The 21723-nt window shown below is 55.8% G+C and carries 13 protein-coding genes; 7 read left to right on the top strand and 6 right to left on the bottom strand.

Annotation, left to right across the window (positions count from 1 at the left end; translation table 11 throughout):
* Nucleotides 1-205: 205 nt before the first annotated feature.
* From IPN69_14990 to IPN69_14975, 4 genes are all read left to right on the top strand, one after another.
* Complete coding sequence (locus tag IPN69_14990; protein MBK8812017.1) at nt 206-2731, top strand: S8 family serine peptidase; 2526 nt, start codon at nt 206-208, stop codon at nt 2729-2731.
* Nucleotides 2732-2967: 236 nt separating this feature from the next.
* Nucleotides 2968-5538 carry a S8 family serine peptidase gene (locus tag IPN69_14985; GenBank protein ID MBK8812016.1) on the top strand — a complete coding sequence of 857 codons (2571 nt, stop codon included), beginning with the start codon at nt 2968-2970 and terminating at the stop codon, nt 5536-5538.
* Nucleotides 5539-5570: 32 nt separating this feature from the next.
* Nucleotides 5571-6482 carry a GNAT family N-acetyltransferase gene (locus tag IPN69_14980; GenBank protein MBK8812015.1) on the top strand — a complete coding sequence of 304 codons (912 nt, stop codon included), beginning with the start codon at nt 5571-5573 and terminating at the stop codon, nt 6480-6482.
* Nucleotides 6483-6669: 187 nt separating this feature from the next.
* Complete coding sequence (locus tag IPN69_14975) at nt 6670-9171, top strand: EAL domain-containing protein (protein ID MBK8812014.1); 2502 nt, start codon at nt 6670-6672, stop codon at nt 9169-9171.
* Between the two features lie 142 nt (nt 9172-9313).
* Here IPN69_14975 and sdhB read toward each other — a convergent pair whose 3' ends face one another.
* Genes sdhB through IPN69_14955 form a run of 4 tightly spaced genes read right to left on the bottom strand, consistent with a single transcriptional unit; the run spans nt 9314 to nt 13264 of the window.
* Nucleotides 9314-10117 carry a succinate dehydrogenase iron-sulfur subunit gene (gene sdhB, locus IPN69_14970; GenBank protein ID MBK8812013.1) on the bottom strand — a complete coding sequence of 268 codons (804 nt, stop codon included), beginning with the start codon at nt 10115-10117 and terminating at the stop codon, nt 9314-9316.
* Nucleotides 10114-10695, bottom strand: coding sequence for a Uma2 family endonuclease (locus tag IPN69_14965; GenBank protein ID MBK8812012.1), 582 nt, complete (start codon nt 10693-10695; stop codon nt 10114-10116). Before IPN69_14965 ends, sdhB begins: the two co-directional genes overlap by 4 nt.
* Nucleotides 10696-10705: 10 nt before the next feature.
* Nucleotides 10706-12499 carry a succinate dehydrogenase flavoprotein subunit gene (sdhA, locus tag IPN69_14960; GenBank protein MBK8812011.1) on the bottom strand — a complete coding sequence of 598 codons (1794 nt, stop codon included), beginning with the start codon at nt 12497-12499 and terminating at the stop codon, nt 10706-10708.
* Between the two features lie 39 nt (nt 12500-12538).
* Entirely contained in the window at nt 12539-13264 is a 726-nt protein-coding gene (locus tag IPN69_14955; GenBank protein MBK8812010.1) for a succinate dehydrogenase, read from the bottom strand.
* Nucleotides 13265-13491: 227 nt separating this feature from the next.
* Between IPN69_14955 and IPN69_14950 the strand changes: the two genes are divergently transcribed.
* Nucleotides 13492-14394: a LysR family transcriptional regulator gene (locus tag IPN69_14950; GenBank protein ID MBK8812009.1), complete on the top strand. Its 903-nt coding sequence runs from the start codon at nt 13492-13494 to the stop codon at nt 14392-14394.
* On the opposite strand, the gene IPN69_14945 is transcribed toward IPN69_14950, so the two are convergent.
* Nucleotides 14384-14857 (bottom strand): hypothetical protein, encoded by a 474-nt coding sequence (locus IPN69_14945; GenBank protein ID MBK8812008.1) that lies wholly within the window; start codon nt 14855-14857, stop codon nt 14384-14386. The two genes, IPN69_14950 and IPN69_14945, sit on opposite strands and share 11 nt — an antisense overlap.
* A 223-nt stretch (nt 14858-15080) precedes the next feature.
* Here IPN69_14945 and IPN69_14940 point away from each other — a divergent pair, with 223 nt between their 5' ends.
* The gene (locus IPN69_14940) at nt 15081-19013 is read left to right on the top strand and encodes a M36 family metallopeptidase (protein MBK8812007.1); all 3933 of its coding nucleotides are present in this window, start codon (nt 15081-15083) and stop codon (nt 19011-19013) included.
* 308 nt (nt 19014-19321) lie between these two features.
* Entirely contained in the window at nt 19322-19699 is a 378-nt protein-coding gene (locus IPN69_14935) for a hypothetical protein (GenBank protein ID MBK8812006.1), read from the top strand.
* Between the two features lie 747 nt (nt 19700-20446).
* Here IPN69_14935 and IPN69_14930 read toward each other — a convergent pair.
* Nucleotides 20447-21700 (bottom strand): HD domain-containing protein, encoded by a 1254-nt coding sequence (locus IPN69_14930; protein ID MBK8812005.1) that lies wholly within the window; start codon nt 21698-21700, stop codon nt 20447-20449.
* Nucleotides 21701-21723 lie beyond the last annotated feature (23 nt).

Here is a 21723-nt window from a genome sequence, read left to right as displayed (position 1 = left end):
GACCTCGTTCAAAGTGAACGGTCGGAATCACTCATTCTGACCGATGAGATCACGGCGAAGTCTACGAAATGCACGGTAACTTGTTCTATTACTTAATTTAGAAGTTTTGGCACGCGGCTTGTTAAAGAAATGGCGGAGTTTGACGTACAAATTCCACAACGGGAGAAAAGAGACTTCCGAATTCCGATAAAAGGATAGAACGAAAATGCTTAATAATCAGCCTGCAAAACTCAGACCTGCGACAAAGGCGTTCACGCTCGTTGTGTTGTTGTCTTTTTTAATGACCAACGTGTTCGCGATGAATGTCTTCGCCCAGTCGGCGACGGAACAACCGCTGATATCGACTGGTTTGCTCGCTCGGTATTCAACGGATCTGACCGAACTGGCAAGGTCGGGCGAACTCAAACCGAGTTCGAATTTCGATGTCGAGGTCGATCGCCTTTCGAAATCAATCACGATGGACGACCTTCGACAGCCGGTTATTCTCGATACTGTCGGAAAGGATCAGATTCTCGTCGTGGAAGCTCTTGCGACCCGCATCATCGAAAGAGACGCAAACGGTCTGCGAGGTACGCGCGTCCTCAAACTCGAACTCGACTCGCTGTTCGATAAGTCCAGATCAGGTCAGGAAATCTCGCGCACACTCGACGGAATATTTCTCGAATTGATGGCATCCAAGGCCAATACGATTCTCTTTGTCGACGAACTGACCAATTTTGTCGGGAACGCCCGAGTCAGCGATTCGTTGACGTCGGCGCTCGCAGGCGGAAAGGTGCGCATTATCGGCGGCAGTTCGCTGGATGCCTACAAAGAAAACGTCGAAAGCGAAGATGTTGCGGCGTTCTTCACTCCGATCCTGATCGGCGATGCAAACCGGACGGAAACCTCTTCAGCCAAACTTCAAAAGTCGGTAGCATCGCGCTTCCGCGGCGACAATGTCTCGCCGGACCTCCGCGAAATGATGGCCAAAGATCCGACCGGCGGCAAGAAGCGTGTTGAAGTGATCGTCCAGGCCAAGACCGATCGATTGAAAGGCGTTGCGAACGCCGTTCAGATCGGAGCGAGCAGCACGTTCGTCGCGACGATGTCGCTGAACGAGATTAATGCGCTTTCCAGCAGCGGCAGTGTCAACTACGTTTCGCCCAACCGGGAGATGATCAAAAGCGGACACGTCGATGTCACGACCGGAACAACGCTAGTCCGATCACAACCGGCAACGACGGGACGCCCAGCTTATACGCTCGACGGCTCGGCGATCGGCATCGCGGTTTTGGATTCTGGAATTTTCACAGCGCACAACGCATTCAAGGATGCGAGCGGAGCATCGCGTGTTGTTTATTCAAAGAACTTTGTGACCGGTGAAACGACGACCGCCGACTCAAATGGCCACGGGACGCACGTCGCGGGCCTCGCATTGAGCAACGCTTCGATCAACAGCGGCGCCTACAAGGGCATCGCGACAAACTCCAAGTTGATCAACCTGCGCGTATTGAACGGTTTTGGACTCGGAAAACAATCCGATCTCTTGGCGGCGCTTGAATGGATCCGCGTCAACTGGGCGACTTACAACATTCGCGTTGTCAACGCCAGTATCGGAACGCCGGCAATCGACTCCTATTTGAACGATCCGGTGACGAACAAGATCTGGGAACTGTCGCAGATCGGAATCGTCACGGTCGCCGCGGCCGGAAACAACGGGATGAATCTGCAGGGGCAAAAAGTCTACGGAATGATCCATTCGCCGGGTAATGAATCGACGGCGATCACCGTCGGCGCATCGAATTCGATGGGAACCGACTCGCGCAGTGACGACGTTATGGGAACGTTCAGCTCTCACGGGCCGACCCGCAGCTATTACATCGCCGGCGGAACCAAGGTCTATGACCACATCATCAAACCCGATTTGGTCGCCCCAGGCAACAAACTGATTTCGGCGGCCAGCAGTCCGAGTCTATTGCTGACCCTTGCCCCGTCGCTTCAAACGACAGCACTTAACTTCACCGGCTCGAACGACGATATGATGTATCTGAGCGGAACGTCGATGTCGACGCCGGTCGTCGCCGGAACCGCCGCACTCTTGCTTCAGGTCAACCCGAAGCTGACGCCGTCGATGGTCAAGATGATCCTTCAATACTCGGCACAACCGCTCAACGGTGTGAATATGCTCGAGCAGGGCGCGGGTCAATTGAACGTAGAAGGTGCGATCAGACTAGCGAAGACATTCCGCAGCGATCTGACATTCCAGCCGACGGTCGCCGTCGGAACGACAATGCTCGCTACTGGCGCGACGCTTCCGACGGCAACGAGCACGATTAGCGGCGGCACGGTGAAATGGTCGCAGGGCGTGGTCACCGACCACTACTATGCAAAAGGCACGGCTCTGATCTCGAATTATCAGCGTTGGTACGACAACGGCTGGTCGTTCGATGACATGGCGTTCACCGTCAGCGGAACGACGATCGCTCCGAACGCCGCGTATCTGACGACCGACGTGAGTGCCGGCAACAACGTCTTGAAAAGCAACGGCAACGCGCTCGGCAACGGAACGGTTTTTTGTTCGTCGGGAGTCCTGATGGGCGACGGTGTGCTGATGGGTGACGGTGTCGTCTTCGGTGACGGTGTCCTGATGGGCGACGGCGTTCTGATGGGCGACGGCGTTCTGATGGGCGATATGGTTTGGGCCAGCTCGGGCGTAGAGATCAACGGCGACGACACGCCTTATATGGAATGACAACTTATTCTCCCCCACTGCTCGCGGGCCGCGTTTCGACGCGGCCCTTTTTTCGTTCAAGTTGATCTGCCCCATTCGGTCAGAATGACTGACGAAACCAACCAAGAACGGCGCCGATCACGCTAACACCAATAACTACGATACTTTACCACTGTGGCACACAGCTTGCATTTAGTTGGCTCGACGATTGTAGTTCATCGTACCAAATTTGACCCCCGAACAGGAGATTGCAAGAAATGTTAGAGATTAGAAGATTCCGCAGCTTACTGCCGAAAGTCTTGGCAAGCGCGTTGATGTTGTCATTATTGACGACGCACGGGTTTGTCTTGACGGCCTTCGCGCAGGCCGGCGAGCGCACCGCGACTACCAGGTCCGCGACCGGCGCGTTCGTCACCGATCTGACGCGGCTCGCCGCGGCGAATAAGCTCAGCGTCAGTTCAAATTTTGACTCGGAGGTCAGCCGCCTTATCCGGTCGCTTGCTTCCGACTCGCAGCGCCAACCGGTGATCCTCGACTCGGTCGGCAAAGACCAGTCGCTGATCGTCGATGCTCTCGCCGCTCGCATCGCCAACGGCGACGTTCCGGAAAACCTCTCGAACGTCCGCGTTCTGAGACTCGAACTTGAAGCGGTATTCGCCGATAAAACGAAAGCCGCCGAACGGTTTGACGCCGTTATTGACGAACTCGCGCAGAGCTCGGACAAGACGGTTCTTTTCGTCGATGAGCTGACGAACTTCGTCGGCAACTCGCAGATCAGCGCCAAGCTTTCGGATAGCCTGCTCAACGGCAAGATCCGCCTCATCGGCGGAAGTTCGACCGATGCCTACACGGAATCGATCGAGCCGGTCGCCGAAGTTGCGGCGATGTTCGAAACGATCACGATCGGTGACCGCAACATTTCTAACTCGGATTCCGATTCGATCCTTGGTCTGAATTCCGAAGGATTCCGCGGCGACAACGTTTCTTCGGACCTCCGCGATATGATGGCGAACGACCCGACCGGCAAACGCCGCGTCGATGTCATCGTCCAGGCCAAGGATGCCGACGACCCGTCGCTCCGCGCTCTGCTTTCAAGCGGAAAGGCGCGTCTGACCGACCGCATCGGCGACAGCAACACGCTCGTCGTCAATTTGCCGTTGGCGCTGGTGAATGAGCTTTCGCAGAGCCGTTTGGCGAACTTTATCTCGCCGGATCGGAATATGCTCAAGCTTGGCCACGTCGAGAATACAACGGGCACCGCTGTTACGCGCTCACAAGCTGCGACCACCGGGCGCGCCGCGTACACGCTCGACGGAACCGGTGTTGGAATCGCGGTGCTCGATTCGGGTCTCCTCGCGACACATGCGGACTTCAAGAACGCCTCGGGCGCGTCGCGAATCGTTTACAGTCAGAACTTCGTGACGACCGAAAGCACCACCGACGACAACTATGGTCACGGTACGCACGTTGCCGGTCTCGCGGCGGGTCGCTCGACGAACTATCAGGGCACCGCTCCGAACGCAAACATCATTAACCTCAAGGTTCTTGATGGCATCGGACGCGGTCAAACATCTTGGCTCCTGAACGCTCTTGAATGGTTGAAACTAAATCATCAGACCTACAACATCAAAGTTGTTAATCTGAGTCTCGGTGGAGCCGCGATCGACACTTATTCCAACGATCCGGTTTGCCGTAAGGTTCAGGAATTGAATGCGCTTGGAATTCTTGTAGTAGCGGCTGCGGGCAACGAAGGAAAGAACTTTCTCACCGGACAAAAACTCTACGGTCAGATTCATAGCCCGGGAAATGATCCTTCGGTTTTGACGGTCGGCGCAGTCAATACGAAACAGACTGATGTCCGTTCGGATGACCTTATGGCAACTTTCAGCTCAAACGGGCCGACGCGAAGTTTCTACACGACGGCAAACGGAACAAAGGTCTATGATCACGCGATCAAACCTGATCTTGTCGCTCCCGGAAACCAACTGATCTCAGCGCGTGCGAAGAACACAAGTCTCTTAGGGATTCTGATGTCTTTTCTCGCTGTCGCGGACAATTCAGGCGACCAAAACACATATCGCATCCCGATGAGCGGAACGTCGATGTCAACTCCGGTCGTAGCCGGCGCCGCAGCTTTGCTTTTCCAGGCCAACCCGAAGCTGACGCCGAATATGGTGAAAATGATCCTGCAGTACACGGCCCAGCCGCTGAACGGCTACAATATGCTCCAACAGGGTGCCGGGCAGCTTAACCTCGAAGGGGCGATCCGACTCGCCAAGGCTTACCGAACGGATGTCGATTTCAACACGGCGATGGCTCAGGGCGCGAGTCTCTTGCCAACGGGCGGAGTCTTTCCGACGACGACAAGCACGTTAAACGGACAGACCTTCAGTTGGTCACAAGGTGTTTTGACCAACCACGCGTATCTGAAAGGAAGCCATCTCGCGAGCCAGTTCCACAATGTGTACAAAAACGGATCCTGGTTTGAAAAGGGCATCGGACACAACGCGTTGCATCAATATGTCCTGAATGCCCAATACGCATCGGGCAGCAACATCGCGATCTTCCCGAAGGCGGTCGTCAGCAACGGCGGAACGCTCGGTGACGGAACGTTCTACACCGGATTCGGAGTACTGGTCAGCGATGGTGTTCTGGTATCCGACGGCGTTCTCGTCAGCGACGGCGTTCTTGTAAGCGACGGGGTACTTGTCAGTGATGGAGTGCTGTTTGGCGACGGAGTGCTTGTCAGCGATGGCGTCCTTGTCAGCGACGGCGTGCTCGTCGGCGACAGTACATCGGCCAACAATGTAATTTATGGTGATAACTAATTAAACGGGAGACCAAATAAGGAGATAACACCATGAAATTGCAACTAGCCTACAGCGCCAAAAACCAAAGAGTGAACTCGCTCGAGTACGTATTTGCGAATGCAGTTGCCAATTTGAACCGGGTCAGCCTGTTGACCGAATCCGACCGAACCGAGGTCCTGGAGTTTCTGAAGAAACGGCCTGTTCACACAGTCGTTATGACGAGCTTCATCTATGACAACGGTCTCGAAAGTCCGAACAACCGCGGAAAGTTCTTCTCATTCAGGAACGCCGCCGGCACGCTCGAAGGAGTGGCCCTGATCGGACACACGACATTGGTCGAATGTCATTCGGAAGACGCACTGATCGCGCTCGCCTTGAAAGCCCGCGAGTCCGAAACACCCATCAAACTGATGATGTCGGACGGAAATTCAATCGAGCACTTTTGGCAGTACTACTCGGGAGAGCAACGTGAACCGCGGCTGGTTTGCGAAGAACAGCTCTTTGAAATCAAATTCCCCGTAATCGTCCGCGAACCGGTCGAAAACCTGAGACTCGCAACCGAAGCTGATCTGCTTCCGGTCGCAGAGGCTCACGCCGAGATCGCGTTCCTCGAGAGCGGAGTCAACCCCTTGGAAAAAGACCGTGAAGGCTTCCTGAAAAGAGTCTTGCGGCGCATCAACCAGAACCGTGTTTGGGTTGTATTCGATAATGAAAAGCTGGTCTTCCAGACCCAAATCGTTGCCGAAACAGACGATGTGAGCTACCTCGAAGGTGTTTACGTCAACCCGGAATACCGCGGAAAGGGCATTGGTTCGAACTGCCTCTCGCAGCTCAGCCGGACGCTCCTGGAAAACGTCAAATACGTCTGCATGCTCAGCAATACCGAGTTCAAGGACGCGCACAGGGCCTACTCGAAGGCCGGCTTCAAATCGAAAGATTGTTGCGTAACAATGTTTGTTTGAAGCACTTAGAGAAAAAAGGTATGGACAACAAAGAGATAATTGCCGATAATATCTCTTGGCCCTCAAAAGCCGTCCATACCTTTTCCAATTTGTTCGAGTCTTCCACGATTCATCGATCAAGCTTTTTACCAACTGACTTCACCCAGACCTAGCTTCAGATCTGAACCAGATCCCGGATTCCAATTCGATGGAAACGCAAAAACTGACAAACAGATATATGAACGCCGTGATCGCGGCGGGTTTTGTCTGTTTGGCGAGCGCGGTTTATTGGCTCCCAACCGCTCAGATCGATCTAAAGTTCCTGTTTCTCGCGATTTGCACCATCGGATTCGGCTCGCGAATATCCGTTCAGATCCCGAAATTCAAATCGCATATTTCGGTTTCCGACACATTCATTTTCGTTGCGTTGGTATTGTACGGCGGCGAAGCGGCGACGCTCCTTGCGGCCAGCGAGGCATTTTGTTCGTCGTGGCGATTCTGCAACAAGAAGATCACCGTCTTTTTCAACGCGGCGACGATGGCACTTTCGACGACGCTTGTCTGGACGGTTCTGAAGGCGCTCGGGATGGACACCGACTCCGAATTGCACGGCCACGCGCTGAACGATTTCATTGTCACGTTCTCGGCCATCGCGACCGTCCAGTTTCTGGCCAATACGGCGTTGTCGTCCATTTACGGCGCGCTTAAGAGCCGAAAAGGGTGGTGGGACACCTGGAAGACCCAATACGCCTGGACATTCATTACGTATTTTGTCGGATCCTTGACGGCGGGAGTTCTCGTCTTCACGGTCGATTATGTCGGCTTCTCGGCGCTCGTCGCGGCGATTCCGATCATTGTCTTCCTTTTTCTCGCCTACCGGATGTATCTCAAGAATGTCGAGATGTCCTTGACGCAAGCCGAACAGGCGCGCAGCCACGCCGAGATCCTTGAAAAACAGTCGGTCGCGCTCGTCGAGTCCGAAGAGCGGTTTCGCAGCGCATTCAACTATGCGCCGATCGGAATCGCACTCGTCTCGGCAAATGGCAATTGGCTCAAGGTCAACAAGGCGCTGTGCAAGATCCTGGGCTACACGGAGAACGAATTTCTTGCCACGGATTTTCAGTCGATGATCTTTGTCGAGGACCTCGGCAACACGCTTATAAAGATCCACGAACTTCTCGCTGAAAAGATTCCAACCTGCCAACTTGAACAACGTTATCTTGCCAAGGACGGGACGACCGTTTGGACTTTGTGGAGCGCGTCTACGGTGAACGACACGGTTCGCGACCACCAGAACCTTGTCTTTCAGATTCAGGACATTACCGACAAAAAGGTCGCCGAAGAACAGCTGCATTACAAAGCGACGCACGACGGTCTGACCGGACTGCCGAATCGTTCGCTGTTTATGGCCCGGCTCGAGTCCGCGATCGAACGCGCCAAAGACAACCCGGCACACCGGATCAGCATTCTGTTCATCGATCTCGACCGATTCAAGGTGATCAACGACAGCCTCGGACATATGGTCGGGGATCAACTGCTGGTCGGAATCTCCGAACGCCTGCGTGATTGTCTGCGCCCGACCGATATGGTCGCGCGACTCGGCGGCGACGAGTTTACGATACTGGTTGAAGGCCGTTACGAAGAAAAAGAAGTCTTGAGGATCGCCGAACGCGTTCACGAGAAATTCCAGATCCCATTCGATCTCGATGGCCGCGAGGTTTTCAGCTCGGCGAGCATCGGCATCCTGAACCGCACCGACGGTCACACTACGCCCGAAGAGATGATGCGCGACGCCGATACCGCAATGTATCACGCGAAGCGGGCCGGAAAGTCGCGTCACGAAGTTTTCGACCAAAATATGCACGAGGCCGTCAAAGAGGTTCTTCAATTAGAAACCGATCTGCGCCGGGCAATCGAACGGAAGGAATTCTTTGTTCACTATCAACCGATCTACTCGCTGCGGTCGAACTCGTTCGTTGGTGTTGAAGCGTTGGCGCGTTGGAACCATAGCGACCTCGGTCCGATCGCTCCCACCAAGTTCATTGCGCTGGCAGAAGAGATCGGGCTCATTGACGCGCTCGGGATGCATATCTTGAAATTGTCCTGTACGGAAATGTGCGAACTTCGTGAATCGTCGCCGGCGGGCTCGCGCTTCAGCCTAAGTGTCAATCTGTCGTGCAAGCAGTTCGCGAACCCGCAACTCGTGGCGAAGATCAAGAAGGTCCTCGACGAGACCGGGTTTCCTGCGACCCAGCTCAAACTCGAGATCACCGAATCCGTGTTTTTCGAGTATCCGGAAAAGGCGATCGAAATGCTCAACCAACTTCGTGACCTCGGCATCGACATCAATATCGACGACTTTGGCACCGGTTACTCGAATCTGACCTATCTCCGCAAACTTCCCGTTTCGACGCTCAAGATCGACCGCTCGTTCATTAGTCCGATCGACCGCGACGGCAACAACTCGGAGATCGTCGAAACGATCGCGATGCTTGCGCGCAATCTGAGCCTGACGGTCGTCGCTGAAGGCGTCGAAACAGAGGTTCAGTTGGCGGCGCTTCGGCAACTCGATTGCGAAGGCGCGCAGGGAAATTATCTGGCGCCCCCGATGTCGTTCGGAGACTTGCAATATTTCCTGAACGAAAACAACGTGACGAATATTCCCGAAACCAAATTCAAGGACGTCGAAATCGTTTCGATGGTGCAGTAGGAAAGTGCATAACGCAAAGTGCAGAGTAGGAGAGTGCATAGTGCATAACGCATAGTGCATCGTAACTCGGTCTTCGCACTCTGCACTCTGCACTCTGCACTCTGCACTCTGCACTTTGCTGCACTTCGCTGCACTTCGCTTCTTACTTTCTCAACCAGCCAAAAAGCGCATTGACGGTGATGTCGCGGTTTGTTTCGTAAATTGCTTTTGTCAGCGGAACGCTCATCGGGCACACCTGCACGCAGTTCTGCGCGTTCCCGCAATTGGTGATGCCGTCGTCGCCCATCAGGCCTTCGAGCCGCTCGTCAATCGTGATCTTGCCCGTCGGATGCATATTGAAGAGCCGAGCTTGCGCGATCGCCTGCGGCCCGATGTAGTTGTCGTCAAAATACTGCGGACACGCCTCGAGGCAGCAACCGCAGGTCATACAGCGTGAATACGCGTAACGCTCCTGCGCAACCTCGTTCGAGACGTGCTGTCCGGGTCCTAGATCGTGCGAACCGTCGAGTTCAACCCACGCGTGTACTTGCTTCAGGTGTTCAAACATACGCGAACGGTCAACTTTCAGATCGCGGACGTTCGGGAATTTCGACATCGGCTCGAGCGTGATCGAATTCGAACCGCTTGCGAGCAACAGATCGTCGACAAGCGCCGAACAGGATTGTCGCGCGCGGCCGTCGATGACCATCGTGCAAATTCCGCAAACCTGTTCGAGGCAGCTCATATCCCAAACCGGCGGCGTCGTCTGCCTTCCGTCCTTGGTGACCGGATTCTTGCGAATCTCCATCAGCGCCGAAATGACGTTCAGATTGCGCCTGTAGGGAATCTCGAAAACTTCCCAACTCGAATCCGAACCGAGTTTTTCGCGTCGCTGGATCTTAAGTTCGATTGTCTGCGGCGGATTCGTCAGCCGTTTCTTTTCGTGATGTCCGTTTGTTTGACTCATAAATTATTGGCACTAAATTCGATGCGCTGATAGATATCTTCCAAACTCAGTTCGACCTCAACCGACTCGAACTTTACGATGCTCTTCACGCCGATCGTCGCCTTGTGAATCCAGCTTCCGTCGGCACTCTTGGTGTACTGCTCGACGATCGGATTCGTCTGCGAGATAAGCACATATTCACGCAACGATCCGAGGCTTCTGTACGCGAGCATCTTCTCGCCCCGATCCTTCGCCTCGGTCTTCGCCGAAAGAACTTCGATGATCAGGACCGGATTCGTGACCGTATCGTTTCGGTTCTCATAGAACACCGCCGGACCGCAAATCACAAGCACGTCGGGATAATAGAATTTCCGAAAGTTCTCGACGTGCACGCGCAAGTCAGATGCGTATGCTCCGCATCCATTCCCCAGCCTGTTTCCGATTACCCTGACAAGATTCGAGATAACGGATGCGTGCTTTAACGAACCGCCAGCCATTGCCGTCACAACTCCGCCGTCGAATTCGCTGCGGCGTTCGGCTTTCTCTTCCGAAGCCAGATACTCTTCGGGTGAATAGAGTTTTCTCGTTCTTGCTTTCAAAGCCATAAGATCAAGCTTCTTTCGCTTTCCCCTTCGAATAATCGCGCTTGCGCGGTTCGATCAGGCCGACTTCGACGGCTTCGTAACTCAGCACCGGCGCTTCGTTCGAGAACTCCGCGATCGTCGTCTTGAGAAACTCGTCGTCGTTGCGATCCGGAAAATCGGGCTTGTAATGCGCCCCGCGCGACTCGTTGCGGTTGAGCGCCCCGAGCGTGATGACGCGCGCGAGCTGAAGCATATTCCAAAGCTGTCGCGCGTGCGGAACGGCCTGCGTCGCCCACAGATTCGAGTCGTTGATCGAAATGTTCTTGAAGCGCTCGGTCAGTTCGACGATCTTGTCGTCGGTCGCCTTGAGCTTGTCGTTGAACCGGACGACGGTCACGTTGTCGGTCATCCATTTGCCGAGTTCGTCGTGGAGCCTGTATTGATTCTCAGAACCTTCGTTTCTGACGATCTGATCGTTTATCTCCTGCTGGCGCTTGAGTTCGGCGGCGTGGATCCCGTTCGATTCGCTTCCGCCGCGTTCGACGTTCATCGCGTATTCGATCGCCGACGGTGCGGCGACGAAGCCGCCGTAAACACAGGAGACGAGCGAATTCGCTCCGAGACGATTTGCGCCGTGGATCGAATAGTCGCATTCGCCGGCCGCGAACAGTCCGGGAATGTTCGTGCGCTGCTCGAAATCGACCCACAGGCCGCCCATCGAGTAATGGACACCGGGGAAGATTCGCATCGGCACATAGCGCGGATCGTCGCCGACGAACATCTCGTAGATCTCAAGGATCGCGCCGAGTTTGCGGGTCAGGGTCTCTGCCGGAATATGCGTCAGATCGAGATAGACCTGATTCTCGCCGCCGACGCCGAAACCGTCGAGACAAACCTGAAATATCTCGCGCGTCGCGATGTCGCGCGGCACGAGATTGCCGTACGCCGGATATTTTTCTTCGAGAAAATACCAGCGTTCGTCATTCGGGATATCCTTCGGCCCGCGTTTGTCGCCGGGATTCCTCGGGACCCAAACGCGTCCGCCCTCGCCGCGCGCCGACTCCGACATCAGGCGCAGTTTGTCCTCGCCCGGGATCGAAGTCGGATGAACCTGTATGAACTCGCCGTTGGCGTACTTCGCGCCCTGCTGATACGCCGCCGAAACGGCGCTCCCAGTACACGTCATCGAGTTCGTGGACTTTCCGAAGATCAGTCCCGGACCGCCCGTCGCCATTATCACTGCATCCGCCGGAAATTCTTTGAGTTCAAGCGTTTGCAGATTCATCGCGATCAATCCGCGGCATACCTGGTGATCGTCGAGGACGAGCGAGAGCATTTCCCAACCCTCGTATTTGTTGACCTTGCCGGCCGATTCATATTTTCGAACCTGTTCGTCGAGCGCGTAGAGCAATTGCTGACCGGTTGAAGCCCCGGCGAATGCCGTCCGGTGATGGAGCGTCCCGCCGAACCGGCGAAAATCTATCAAACCCTCCTGCGTCCGCGAGAACGGCACGCCCATCCGGTCGAATAGATTGATGATCTGCGGCGCCATTTCGCACATTCGCTGGACGGGCGGTTGGTTGGCGAGAAAATCGCCGCCATAGACCGTGTCGTCGAAATGCTTGAACGGCGAATCGCCCTCGCCCTTCGTGTTGACGGCGCCGTTGATGCCGCCCTGCGCGCAAACCGAGTGCGAGCGTTTGACGGGGACGACCGAGATCAGGTCCACGTCGTGTCCCGCTTCCGCGATCTTCATCGCCGCCGCAAGTCCCGCCAGCCCGCCGCCGACGATCGCAATTTTCAACCCGTTTGAAGCCATAAAAGTATTTTCGATTTTGGATTTTGGATTTCCGTCCGCTTAGAACTTCTTGATTCCGGTCGGCTTGATCGTCGTCCCCGATTTTTCGCCTTCGCAAAGGAACTGCGGCATCAGGCCGCACGGCCGGACGAACGAGATCGCGGCATTTGCGCCGACGGCGAAAAGCCCGAAGGCGACCGCGGCGCAGCCGTAAAGCAGTGTCTTCTGCGCTTTCTCACCGATCACGATGCCCCAATCGACCGCGAAAAGGAAAATCCCGTAGCCAAGATGCCAGGCCGTTGCCGCGACACCGAGAATATAGAAAAGCAGGATGCCGACCGAACCGAAGTCCGTCGCGACGATCGCAAAGGCTTGGTCGGCGTTGCCCGCGACCGCGACGCGCGTCAGGTCGAGTCCGCCGAAAAGCCCGAATCTCAGGTGAAGCAGGTGAAACAGTATAAAGAAGAAAAGAAAAACTCCGGTCGTGCGCTGGAAAACGTAAAGCCAGTTGCGGCCGAAACCGTAATTCGCGACGTTGACCTTGGCCTCGACCGAGATAAAGATCCCATAGACCGAATGAAACAGCAACGGCAAGAAGATCCCGAAAACCTCGATAAACAGAAGGAACGGCAGATGGTGAATGTCGCCGACCGCCTCGTTAAAGACCTTTTCCCCGTTCATCGCTTTGGCGTTCGTGAACATATGAACGCCGAAAAACAGTCCGAGCGGTACGATTCCGGTCAACTGGTGCAATTTTCTCAAGAGAAAATTATTGCTGAATTTCATTTCTATATCCTGCTAATTGGTAAAGTTACTGCGGTGAAATCATTATATTTGCGCGGCCGTCTTTTATCAAACTTACGAATCGCGGCGCAACCGCAGCCTGTCCGGCGAAACTTTTATTATAATTAGCAAATCTGATAATATAAAATGAATTTTCCAGCGCGAGTTATGCAGGAAAACTAATGCAGCCATTGAGGGGTTGCGTGAACATTGCTGAAGAAGTTGTCCTTATGCATATCGAGACATTGAAGGTTTTTTGCGATCTGGTCGATCTACAGAGCTTTTCGCTCGCAGCGGAGCGGAACTTCATCACGCAGTCGGCCGTCAGCCAGCAAATCCGCACGCTCGAGGAGAAATTCGCCCGCCGGCTTCTGGAACGCGTTCGCGGAAGACGCGAGGTCAAGCTCACCGACGCCGGCGAGATCTTCTACCGCGAGGCGAAACTCGTCCTCGATTCATACGACCAACTCAACGAGAGTATGCGCAGTCTCATCGGAAAGATCGGCGGCACGGTCAAGGTGGCGACGATCTACAGCATCGGGCTGCACGAATTCCCGCCGCGCGTGCGGGAGTTTATGTCGAAATTCCCGTCGGTGAAGATCGATCTCGAGTATTCGCGAACGACGCGCGTCGTTCGCGACGTGCTCAACGGACTTGTCGAACTCGGGGTCGTCGCATTTCCCGAACCGCGCCGCGGTATGACGATCGTTCCGATGCAGTCCGACCGGCTCGTTCTGATATGTCCGCTCGACCACGAATTCGCAAGCAAAGAGGTGGTCAGCGCGAGCGAATTGAGAGGCCGCGATTTCGTCTTGTTCGAGCGCGATATTCCGACGCGGAAAGCCATCGATCGAATCCTCAAGGCCAACGATGTCGATGTTCGGAAAGTGGCCGAATTCGACAACATCGAAACCATAAAGCGCGCGGTCGAGGTTGGCTTTGGATTGGCGATCGTTCCGCAGCCGTCGGTTGAAGACGAAAAGAAGAACGGGCAACTGCATATCGTTCAGCTCGCCGAAGAAGAATGGGTGCGTCCCGTCGGCGTGATCTTCCGGAGCGATCGGGGGCTTTCCCTGGCCGCCCGCAAATTCGTCCAGCTTCTCGAAAACAGCAACGAACAGTCTAGCCCTTGATCGCAAAATGAAGATGCGTTTTATGCATTGAGATGAGACCCGCGTTTTTCTCTCCGCTTATCAAAATTCGATTCTCGCCGTAAGTCTTGAAACATCCGAGCGGCCCGAAGTTTTCCCAAATTCGGGCGTCTTCGCTCGCCGCGACCTGCATCGCGTCGCAAACTGCCTGGACCTCTTCGTCGGTGGAATAAAACGATGTAATCGGCTTGTTGTTTATCTGAGCGATATCCACGGCATTTCCGGAACGATGAGGTCCGCCTTCCTTGTGCTGAAAATACGGTTCGCTGGTGGACGAAATATGGACGCTCAAAAGCTTGTAAAGGACGTTTCCGGAACTGTCCGTTATTTCCGGTTTGATGATTCCGGTCATCACGCTCAACATTTTTTCGCTGACTTCACAATCGCTCGAGCCGGAGTAATTGAGTATGACGCCGTTGATCGAGGTTCCTAGTTTTGTTCCCATCTTCAAGTCGCTCCATTACAGAATCGATATTCGGAATGCCAAGATTATAGAAAACGAACCACTAAACCAACACGATCCGACACCCGAAATATCTCCGGCTGAATGTCGTGCGCAGCCCTCACGACCCTCGCTTCCTCAAGTTTCCCCGGTCCGGTCTTAACAAAAAACCGATTCCGCGCTAAAGTAGTCAACGAAAATCAGCTTGCGCGCCTTGGAGGTTACGATGTACCTGATCGCCGGTTTCAATCGACGACTTGTTCTGCTTTTGGCGGTCTTTTCGATTCCGTTCGTACTGATCGCGGTTCGTACCTCGGTTCGTTCCGCGCCGGACGTATCCGGCGAATTCAATTACGACATTCGCGAAGATCAAACAGATGAATCCCAGCTTTTGATGCGGAGCTTCATCGAAGATTCCGGTTCGTCGGCGCTCGTCGTCGAAGAAGGACTGAAAGAGATCGCGCGGGGCGAGGCGGAGATCAGATCAAGGTTCGGTGACGTCAAGATCGAATTCAACCCGCGGCTCGGGAATGCCGAGGTCGTCGGCGCCGAAAGATCGGGCGCACCGGTTTTGCTGACTTCCCCTTCGAAACTCGGCCGCGTCGAAACGCTCCGCGAATTTCTGAAACAGAACCGGGCGCTGTTTTCGAGCGGCACCAAGGAAATCGACGAGCTTCAGGTAACCGCGGACTATACGAATCCGACCGGCAATCTCTCGTACGTGCATCTCGCCCAATCGATCGACGGTGTTCCGGTCTTCGGCGGCGAGGTCAAAGCGGGATTCACTCCGCGGAATGAGATCGTGCGGATCATCAACGGACTCGCCCCGAACCTGCCGGAATCGGTTCCGAGCGACTTTGGCGACGCGCGCGAAGCGGCCGCGTACGCGTTGACGCATTCTCCGGAAAGCGGCGCCCGCGACGCACAGAAGATCTACTTTCCAATTGCGCCGGGGGTCATCCGTCCGGCTTGGCGTGTTCTTGTCGAATCCGCCGCGAGGTCCGCGTATTACATCTTCGACGCGAGTACAGGTACGATTCTTTGGCGCAAATCGCTGACCGAAGAGCAAACTCAACCGGCAACATTCGAGGTTTACGGCAATTCGACGAGTTTTATGAAAACCGCCGACAGTCCGTCGCCGTTGACCCCCGGTTGCCTGATGCCGGTCGGATGCCCGCAACCGCCGGCGATCGCGCGTCAGCAGTTCACGTTGATCGGCAACGAATCGCCGTACAATTTCAATAATACCGGCTGGATCCCCGACGGCGAGAACCGGACGATCGGCAACAACGTCGAAGCCGGAATCGATCGTGACACAACTCAGGGCATCGATCCCAACGGTTGGGCGTTCGGCAGTCCGAATCGCAGTTTCGTTTACGCGTACAATCCGCCGCCCGGAATTCCGGCACCGGGCGACGATCCTTTTCCGGTTCCGCAGATCTACCCGCCGTCGCCCTACCAACAGGGCTCGATCGCCCACGTTTTCTACACCGCGAACCGTTGGCACGACGAACTTTACCGACTCGGCTTTACCGAACAGGCGCGCAACTTTCAAACCGATAATTTTGGGCGCGGAGGACTCGGGAACGACTCGCTCTCGATCGAGATCCAGGAAGCGATCGGAACCAACGGCGCGAATTTCTCGACGCCGGCGGACGGCGGGCGACCGCGCGGGCAGTTCTTCATCTGGACCGGGCCGACGCCTGACCGCGACGGCGCGCTCGATTCGCAGGTCGTCGTTCACGAGCTGACGCACGGACTTTCGAATCGGCTTCACGGAAATGCGGCCGGGCTGACCTCGAATATGTCGCGCGGAATGGGCGAAGGCTGGTCCGACTTTTACGCGCTCGCAATGCTCTCTGAACCGTCCGACGACCCGTGCGGCACAAACGCCGTCGGCGGTTACATCACCTACCAGATACTGCCCGGTTTCGAAGGCAATTACTATTACGGCATCCGCCGATTTCCCGTTGCACGCCGATCCTGCCTCGGCCCGAACGGGCGGCCGCACAATCCGCTGACGTTCCGTTACATCAACTCGGATTGCAATACGCTCATCGGCACGACCGCTTCGGATCCGCCGCCGAACAGCGCCTATCCGCGCGGTCCGATCGGCGTCACGACCTGCGATCAGGTGCATAACATCGGCGAGGTCTGGGCGGCCACGCTTTGGGAGGTCCGGGGTTTTCTGATCGAGGCGCACGGCGCGGCGGAAGGAAATCGGCGAGCTCTTCAATACGTCACCGACGGAATGAAACTCGCGCCGATCGGGCCGACGATGCTTCAGGAACGCGATGCGATCATCGCGGCGGCCGCGGCTTCCGATCCGTCCGACATCTTGCCGGTCCGGCGCGGCTTTGCGGCCCGCGGAATGGGAGTCTCTGCGAGCATTCAAAACATCGGGTCGGGCGCCAACAATACGGTCGTCACCGAAGCGTTCGATGTCGTCGCGAACGCCGTGATCGGCGCCGGCTTCTCGGTCAGCGATTCGATCGGCAACAACAACGGTTTTGTCGAACCCGGCGAACGGGTCACGATCTCGATTCCTTTGATCAACAACGGGGCCGACGTTTTGTCGGGCGTCAATCTGGTTGCGACCGGGCTTGGCGGTTCGGCATTTTACGGCGACATTGGAGCCGGCCAGACGGTGACAAGGAACTTCGCCGCGACGATTCCGGGCAATGCACCGTGCGGCGGCGACTACGCGCTTTCGTTCAGCATCACGAGCAGCGCCGGACAATCGACGCAAACGCGAACGATCTTCACCGGAGCGCCTGCGAGTTCCGCCACCTTTACAAACTCGACCGCGGTGACGATCAACGAATCGGGCGCGTCGACGCCTTACGGAACGACGATCGACGTTTCGGGACTCACCGGCGCCGAAAACCGCATCACGTTGGAGATAACCAGCATTTCACACACGTTCCCGTCCGATGTCGATATGCTGCTTGTCGGTCCCGCGGGACAGAAGTTCGTTCCGGTCTCGGACACCGGCGGCAACGTCGCGGCCAGCAACGTCACGTTTTCTCTGACCGATTTCGGTTCGGCCTCGCTCTCCGAATCCGGGTGGACATCCGGCAATTTCAAACCGGCCGACATCACCGCCGGCGACACGTTCCCGGCTCCGGCTCCGGCCGGCCCGTTCAACAGTCCGGCGCCTAACGGCAGTGCCACATTCGCGTCGACGTTTTCCGGGAGCGCCGCGAATCTTAACGGCGCCTGGACGCTCTATATTGTTGACGATGCGAATCAGGACGGCGGCTCGTTGGCCGGATGGAAACTCAAGTTTGAAACATACGCGTGCGTTATCTGCCGAGTCTGCCTGAGGGGCACGCGATCCGATTTCGACGGCGACGGCCGCGCGGACCTGAGCGTCTTTCGGCCGAATGACGGGATCTGGTATCAGGACCGATCGGTCGAAGGCTTTGCGGCAATGCGCTGGGGATTGGCGGGCGACCGGATCACACCCGGAGACATCGACGGCGACGGCAGGGCCGACATCGCGGTGTTCCGTCCGGCTGCCGACCCCAACCTCCCCGACTTTTACGTCCTGAACAGCGGCACCGCGACATACAACGGCGTTTCGTGGGGTTTGCCGGGCGACGTTCCGGTGGTCGATGATTACGATGGCGACGGACGCGACGACATCGCCGTTTACCGCCCGTCAAGTCATACGTTCTATGTCCGGAAAAGCGCAACGAATGACGTTCTGACGTTCTCGAACATCGCATTTGGCACGCCGGTTTCGGGTGATTTCGACGGCGACGGCAAGGCCGATTTCGTGACCTACAGTTTTGACGGCTGGTATCTGTCGCAATCGAATGTGAATTATGCTTCGGTCAATTTCATTAGATTCGGAGCGTCCGGAGATAAACCGGTTCCGGCGGACTACGACGGCGACGCGCGCGACGATTTTGCCGTTTACCGGCCGTCGGATCAAACCTGGTACGTGCGAAGGAGCAGCGGCGGGACCACCTTCTTCAAGTTTGGGCTCGCGACTGACATTCCCGTCCCGGCCGATTACGACGGCGACGGATCGACCGATTTCGCGATCTATCGCGACGGTGTCTGGTACATACAGCGAACAACGGCGGGGCTTTTGATCAGGCAATTCGGACTAGCGGGCGACGTTCCGGTTCCGAGTGGTTATCTGCCATAATAGAGGGGATAGGCAATTCCGAAAACGGGAGTTTTGAAAATTCGGGTTGAATGCAACAAATCGCCTTGCATTCACTGATGAGCACAGGTAGACAGGAGATGCCGGATGACAAGTCCGTCCCGTTCAAATCGATCTGTGTCCTTCGGTTTCGGAAACCGCTCCGGAAGCGCGAAGCCGGTGTTTCAAAGCTCCCGAATATTGAATCTGGAATATCCGGAAGCTTGAACTCTGGAATCAGGATCAGCGGAGGCCGGCTTCCGATACATTTCCGGCTTGGCAACCGGTGAAACTGCGGGTGGAGGTAGAAAATGTCTGATAAACCTTATCGAATCGAGTTCACGCATTATCCGAATTATCTGTATGTTTATGTCGTGGGTAAAGAGGACAGCGTGGAGATCAGCAAGCAATACTGGACCGAAGCGGTCGCCGAGGCCAATCGATCGGGATTAAAGCGATTGCTTGTCGAGCAAGACCTCGAGGGCGACGCCCCCGCATCGGAACATTACGAATTTGCAAAGCAATTGCAGGAAATAGTCGGAAACGAGATCCTCGTCGCATTTGTCGACCGGCACGCCCAACACGACCCGCTCAATAAGTTTGCGGAGGTGGTCGCAACCAACCGCGGAACAAAAGCAACCGTCTTCAACACAACCGACGACGCGGCCGCGTGGCTGTTGCAAAACTAGCCGGCCGAACCGGGAGCGAGATTACCCATTGGAAGCTATTTCCCACGAAGCACGCCAAAAATACGCGAAACAAATTTCACGATCAAGAGGTTGCGCTGAAGGTTCGCGCTCACTTCAATTCGCGCAACGACGGCAATAAACGAAGTCTTTGGAATAACTTAGTGTTCGTAGGCGGCACAGATTAAGCTCGGCCGAGACGGTCGCAATACCAGACAGTTTCGCGTATTTGGCGCGTTTAGCGGGAAATGGCTTTCCGCGCACGTCGGTTCTATTCGGTTCGCGGGAATCGAAGCGACTTTCCGGCCCAAAGTCTTGTGATTACAGCGGTTTGAGATTTCAGATCTGAAATTTAAATTTGAAATCTCAAAACGGGGAGTTTGAGGTTTACTGAATTCGAGAGAAACTGCTCCCGGATTTCCCGGAGAGTGCGCGAATCGAGCGACCGCGCGGTCAAGACAGGTCAGTACCATCTGTGGTAGCGGATGGTTGTCCGCGGCAGTCTGCGGCCGCAACGTTCCGATCGGCATCACGCTCGTATGCCGATCGTCAACCATCCGCTACCGCAGATGGTACCGAGGCGGACTTTGCGTGGAGAACCGGCTGCCCTTCAACAATCAGTAGCCTTCCCACGCGGAGACGGCGAATTGAAGTGAGCGCGAACCTTCAGCCCAACCTCTTGATCGTGAAATTTGTTTCGCGTATTTGGCGTGATTCGCCGGCAAAAAGCTCCTATCGCGTAATCCGTGATCAAGCGACTGCCGTCGCACGCGAGGTCGGCGCAACGCGGTTCAAGGCCTCGCCGATCATCGAACCGAGTCCTTCCGTTTCCATATAATCCCGGCCGAGCAGCCTGCGAAAACGCTTGTCTTTGGACTCACCGTTCAATTCCTTGAGCATTCCGCGCATAAACGCCGACACGAGTTCGGGAGCGAACTGGCGCCCGCTGTTGCGTGCGAGGTCATCGATGACTTCTCCCGCGGGACGTCTTCGCTTGTACGGCCGATCGGTCGTCATCGCGTCGAACGAATCCGCGAGATTGACGATCTTCGCAATGTAAGGGATCTCGCGATCGATCAAACCGTCCGGATAACCGCGCCCGTCGAGCCGTTCGTGGTGGTACTTCGCAGCGAGGGGGACGTCCGCGTAAGGGTGATGGATCGGCAACAAAATCTCGTAGCCGACCGATGGATGTTTCGATAATTCCGCCGATTCCTTGGCGTTGATGCGGTACGGCGCGTTGATGATGTTGCGTTCGACGGTGAGTTTGCCGACGTCGTGAAGATATCCGGCAACGGCCGCGCCTTCGACTTCCGGTTCGCCCCAGCCGAGTTCAAACGCGATCGCCTCGGAGTACTTTCCGACGCGCACCGAATGCCCCTCGGTGTACTTGTCTTTGCAATCGATCGCCGTCGCAAAGGCCTTGACAGTGTCGGCGTAGGTCGTCTTGAGATCGTCGTAGAGACGGCGGTTCTCGTCCGCCCGGCGTTCAAGCTCCGCCATCAGATTACGCTGCGCGATGCCGACGCCGACGTGCCGCGCCATCGCGCAGATGATGTCCTTGTCGTAATTCGAATACGGTTCGCCGTTGGCCTTCTCGCCGAGCAGAATGACGCCGACGATCTCGTCTCGAATGACAAGCGGAATCAGCAGCTCGACGCGTTTCTTTTCGAAACTCCGATCGTAGATCTGAAAGAACGGCAGGACCTTCGCCTGCGAAACCTCGATCGGATAGGTTCCGTTGACCAAAAACTGGCGTTCGTCTTCGTGGCACAGCGACAGGCTGAGCGGAAACTCCTCACCGAAACCGCGGACGACGAGCATATTCAGCTCGTGCCCGAATCGCGAAAAGCGCGCGATGCCGCCGCGCATGATCGCCAGGCTTCCCAACAACAGATGCAGCGAGGTCCGCATCATTTCCTGAAAATTCTGTTTCTGCGCGACCTCGCTGCCGAGTTCCGCCAGCGCGCCGAAGGTATGTATGAGTTTTTGTGAATTTTCCATTTGCGACATTTGCGATTTTCGAA

It is taken from the genome of Acidobacteriota bacterium, assembly GCA_016715115.1.
Classification (GTDB): Bacteria; Acidobacteriota; Blastocatellia; order Pyrinomonadales; family Pyrinomonadaceae; genus JAFDVJ01.
Note: the sequence above shows the minus strand (reverse complement) of the source record. Positions and strands in the feature narration are given on the sequence as shown.

What these genes read in the sequence shown, in the direction of transcription:
- IPN69_14990 (MBK8812017.1), top strand. Translation starts at nt 206, where the DNA reads ATGCTTAATAATCAGCCTGCAAAACTCAGACCTGCGACAAAGGCGTTC.
- IPN69_14985 (MBK8812016.1), top strand. Translation starts at nt 2,968, where the DNA reads ATGTTAGAGATTAGAAGATTCCGCAGCTTACTGCCGAAAGTCTTGGCA.
- IPN69_14980 (MBK8812015.1), top strand. Translation starts at nt 5,571, where the DNA reads ATGAAATTGCAACTAGCCTACAGCGCCAAAAACCAAAGAGTGAACTCG.
- IPN69_14975 (MBK8812014.1), top strand. Translation starts at nt 6,670, where the DNA reads ATGGAAACGCAAAAACTGACAAACAGATATATGAACGCCGTGATCGCG.
- sdhB (MBK8812013.1), bottom strand. Translation starts at nt 10,117, where the DNA reads ATGAGTCAAACAAACGGACATCACGAAAAGAAACGGCTGACGAATCCG.
- sdhA (MBK8812011.1), bottom strand. Translation starts at nt 12,499, where the DNA reads ATGGCTTCAAACGGGTTGAAAATTGCGATCGTCGGCGGCGGGCTGGCG.
- IPN69_14955 (MBK8812010.1), bottom strand. Translation starts at nt 13,264, where the DNA reads ATGAAATTCAGCAATAATTTTCTCTTGAGAAAATTGCACCAGTTGACC.
- IPN69_14950 (MBK8812009.1), top strand. Translation starts at nt 13,492, where the DNA reads ATGCATATCGAGACATTGAAGGTTTTTTGCGATCTGGTCGATCTACAG.
- IPN69_14945 (MBK8812008.1), bottom strand. Translation starts at nt 14,857, where the DNA reads ATGGGAACAAAACTAGGAACCTCGATCAACGGCGTCATACTCAATTAC.
- IPN69_14940 (MBK8812007.1), top strand. Translation starts at nt 15,081, where the DNA reads ATGTACCTGATCGCCGGTTTCAATCGACGACTTGTTCTGCTTTTGGCG.
- IPN69_14935 (MBK8812006.1), top strand. Translation starts at nt 19,322, where the DNA reads ATGTCTGATAAACCTTATCGAATCGAGTTCACGCATTATCCGAATTAT.
- IPN69_14930 (MBK8812005.1), bottom strand. Translation starts at nt 21,700, where the DNA reads ATGGAAAATTCACAAAAACTCATACATACCTTCGGCGCGCTGGCGGAA.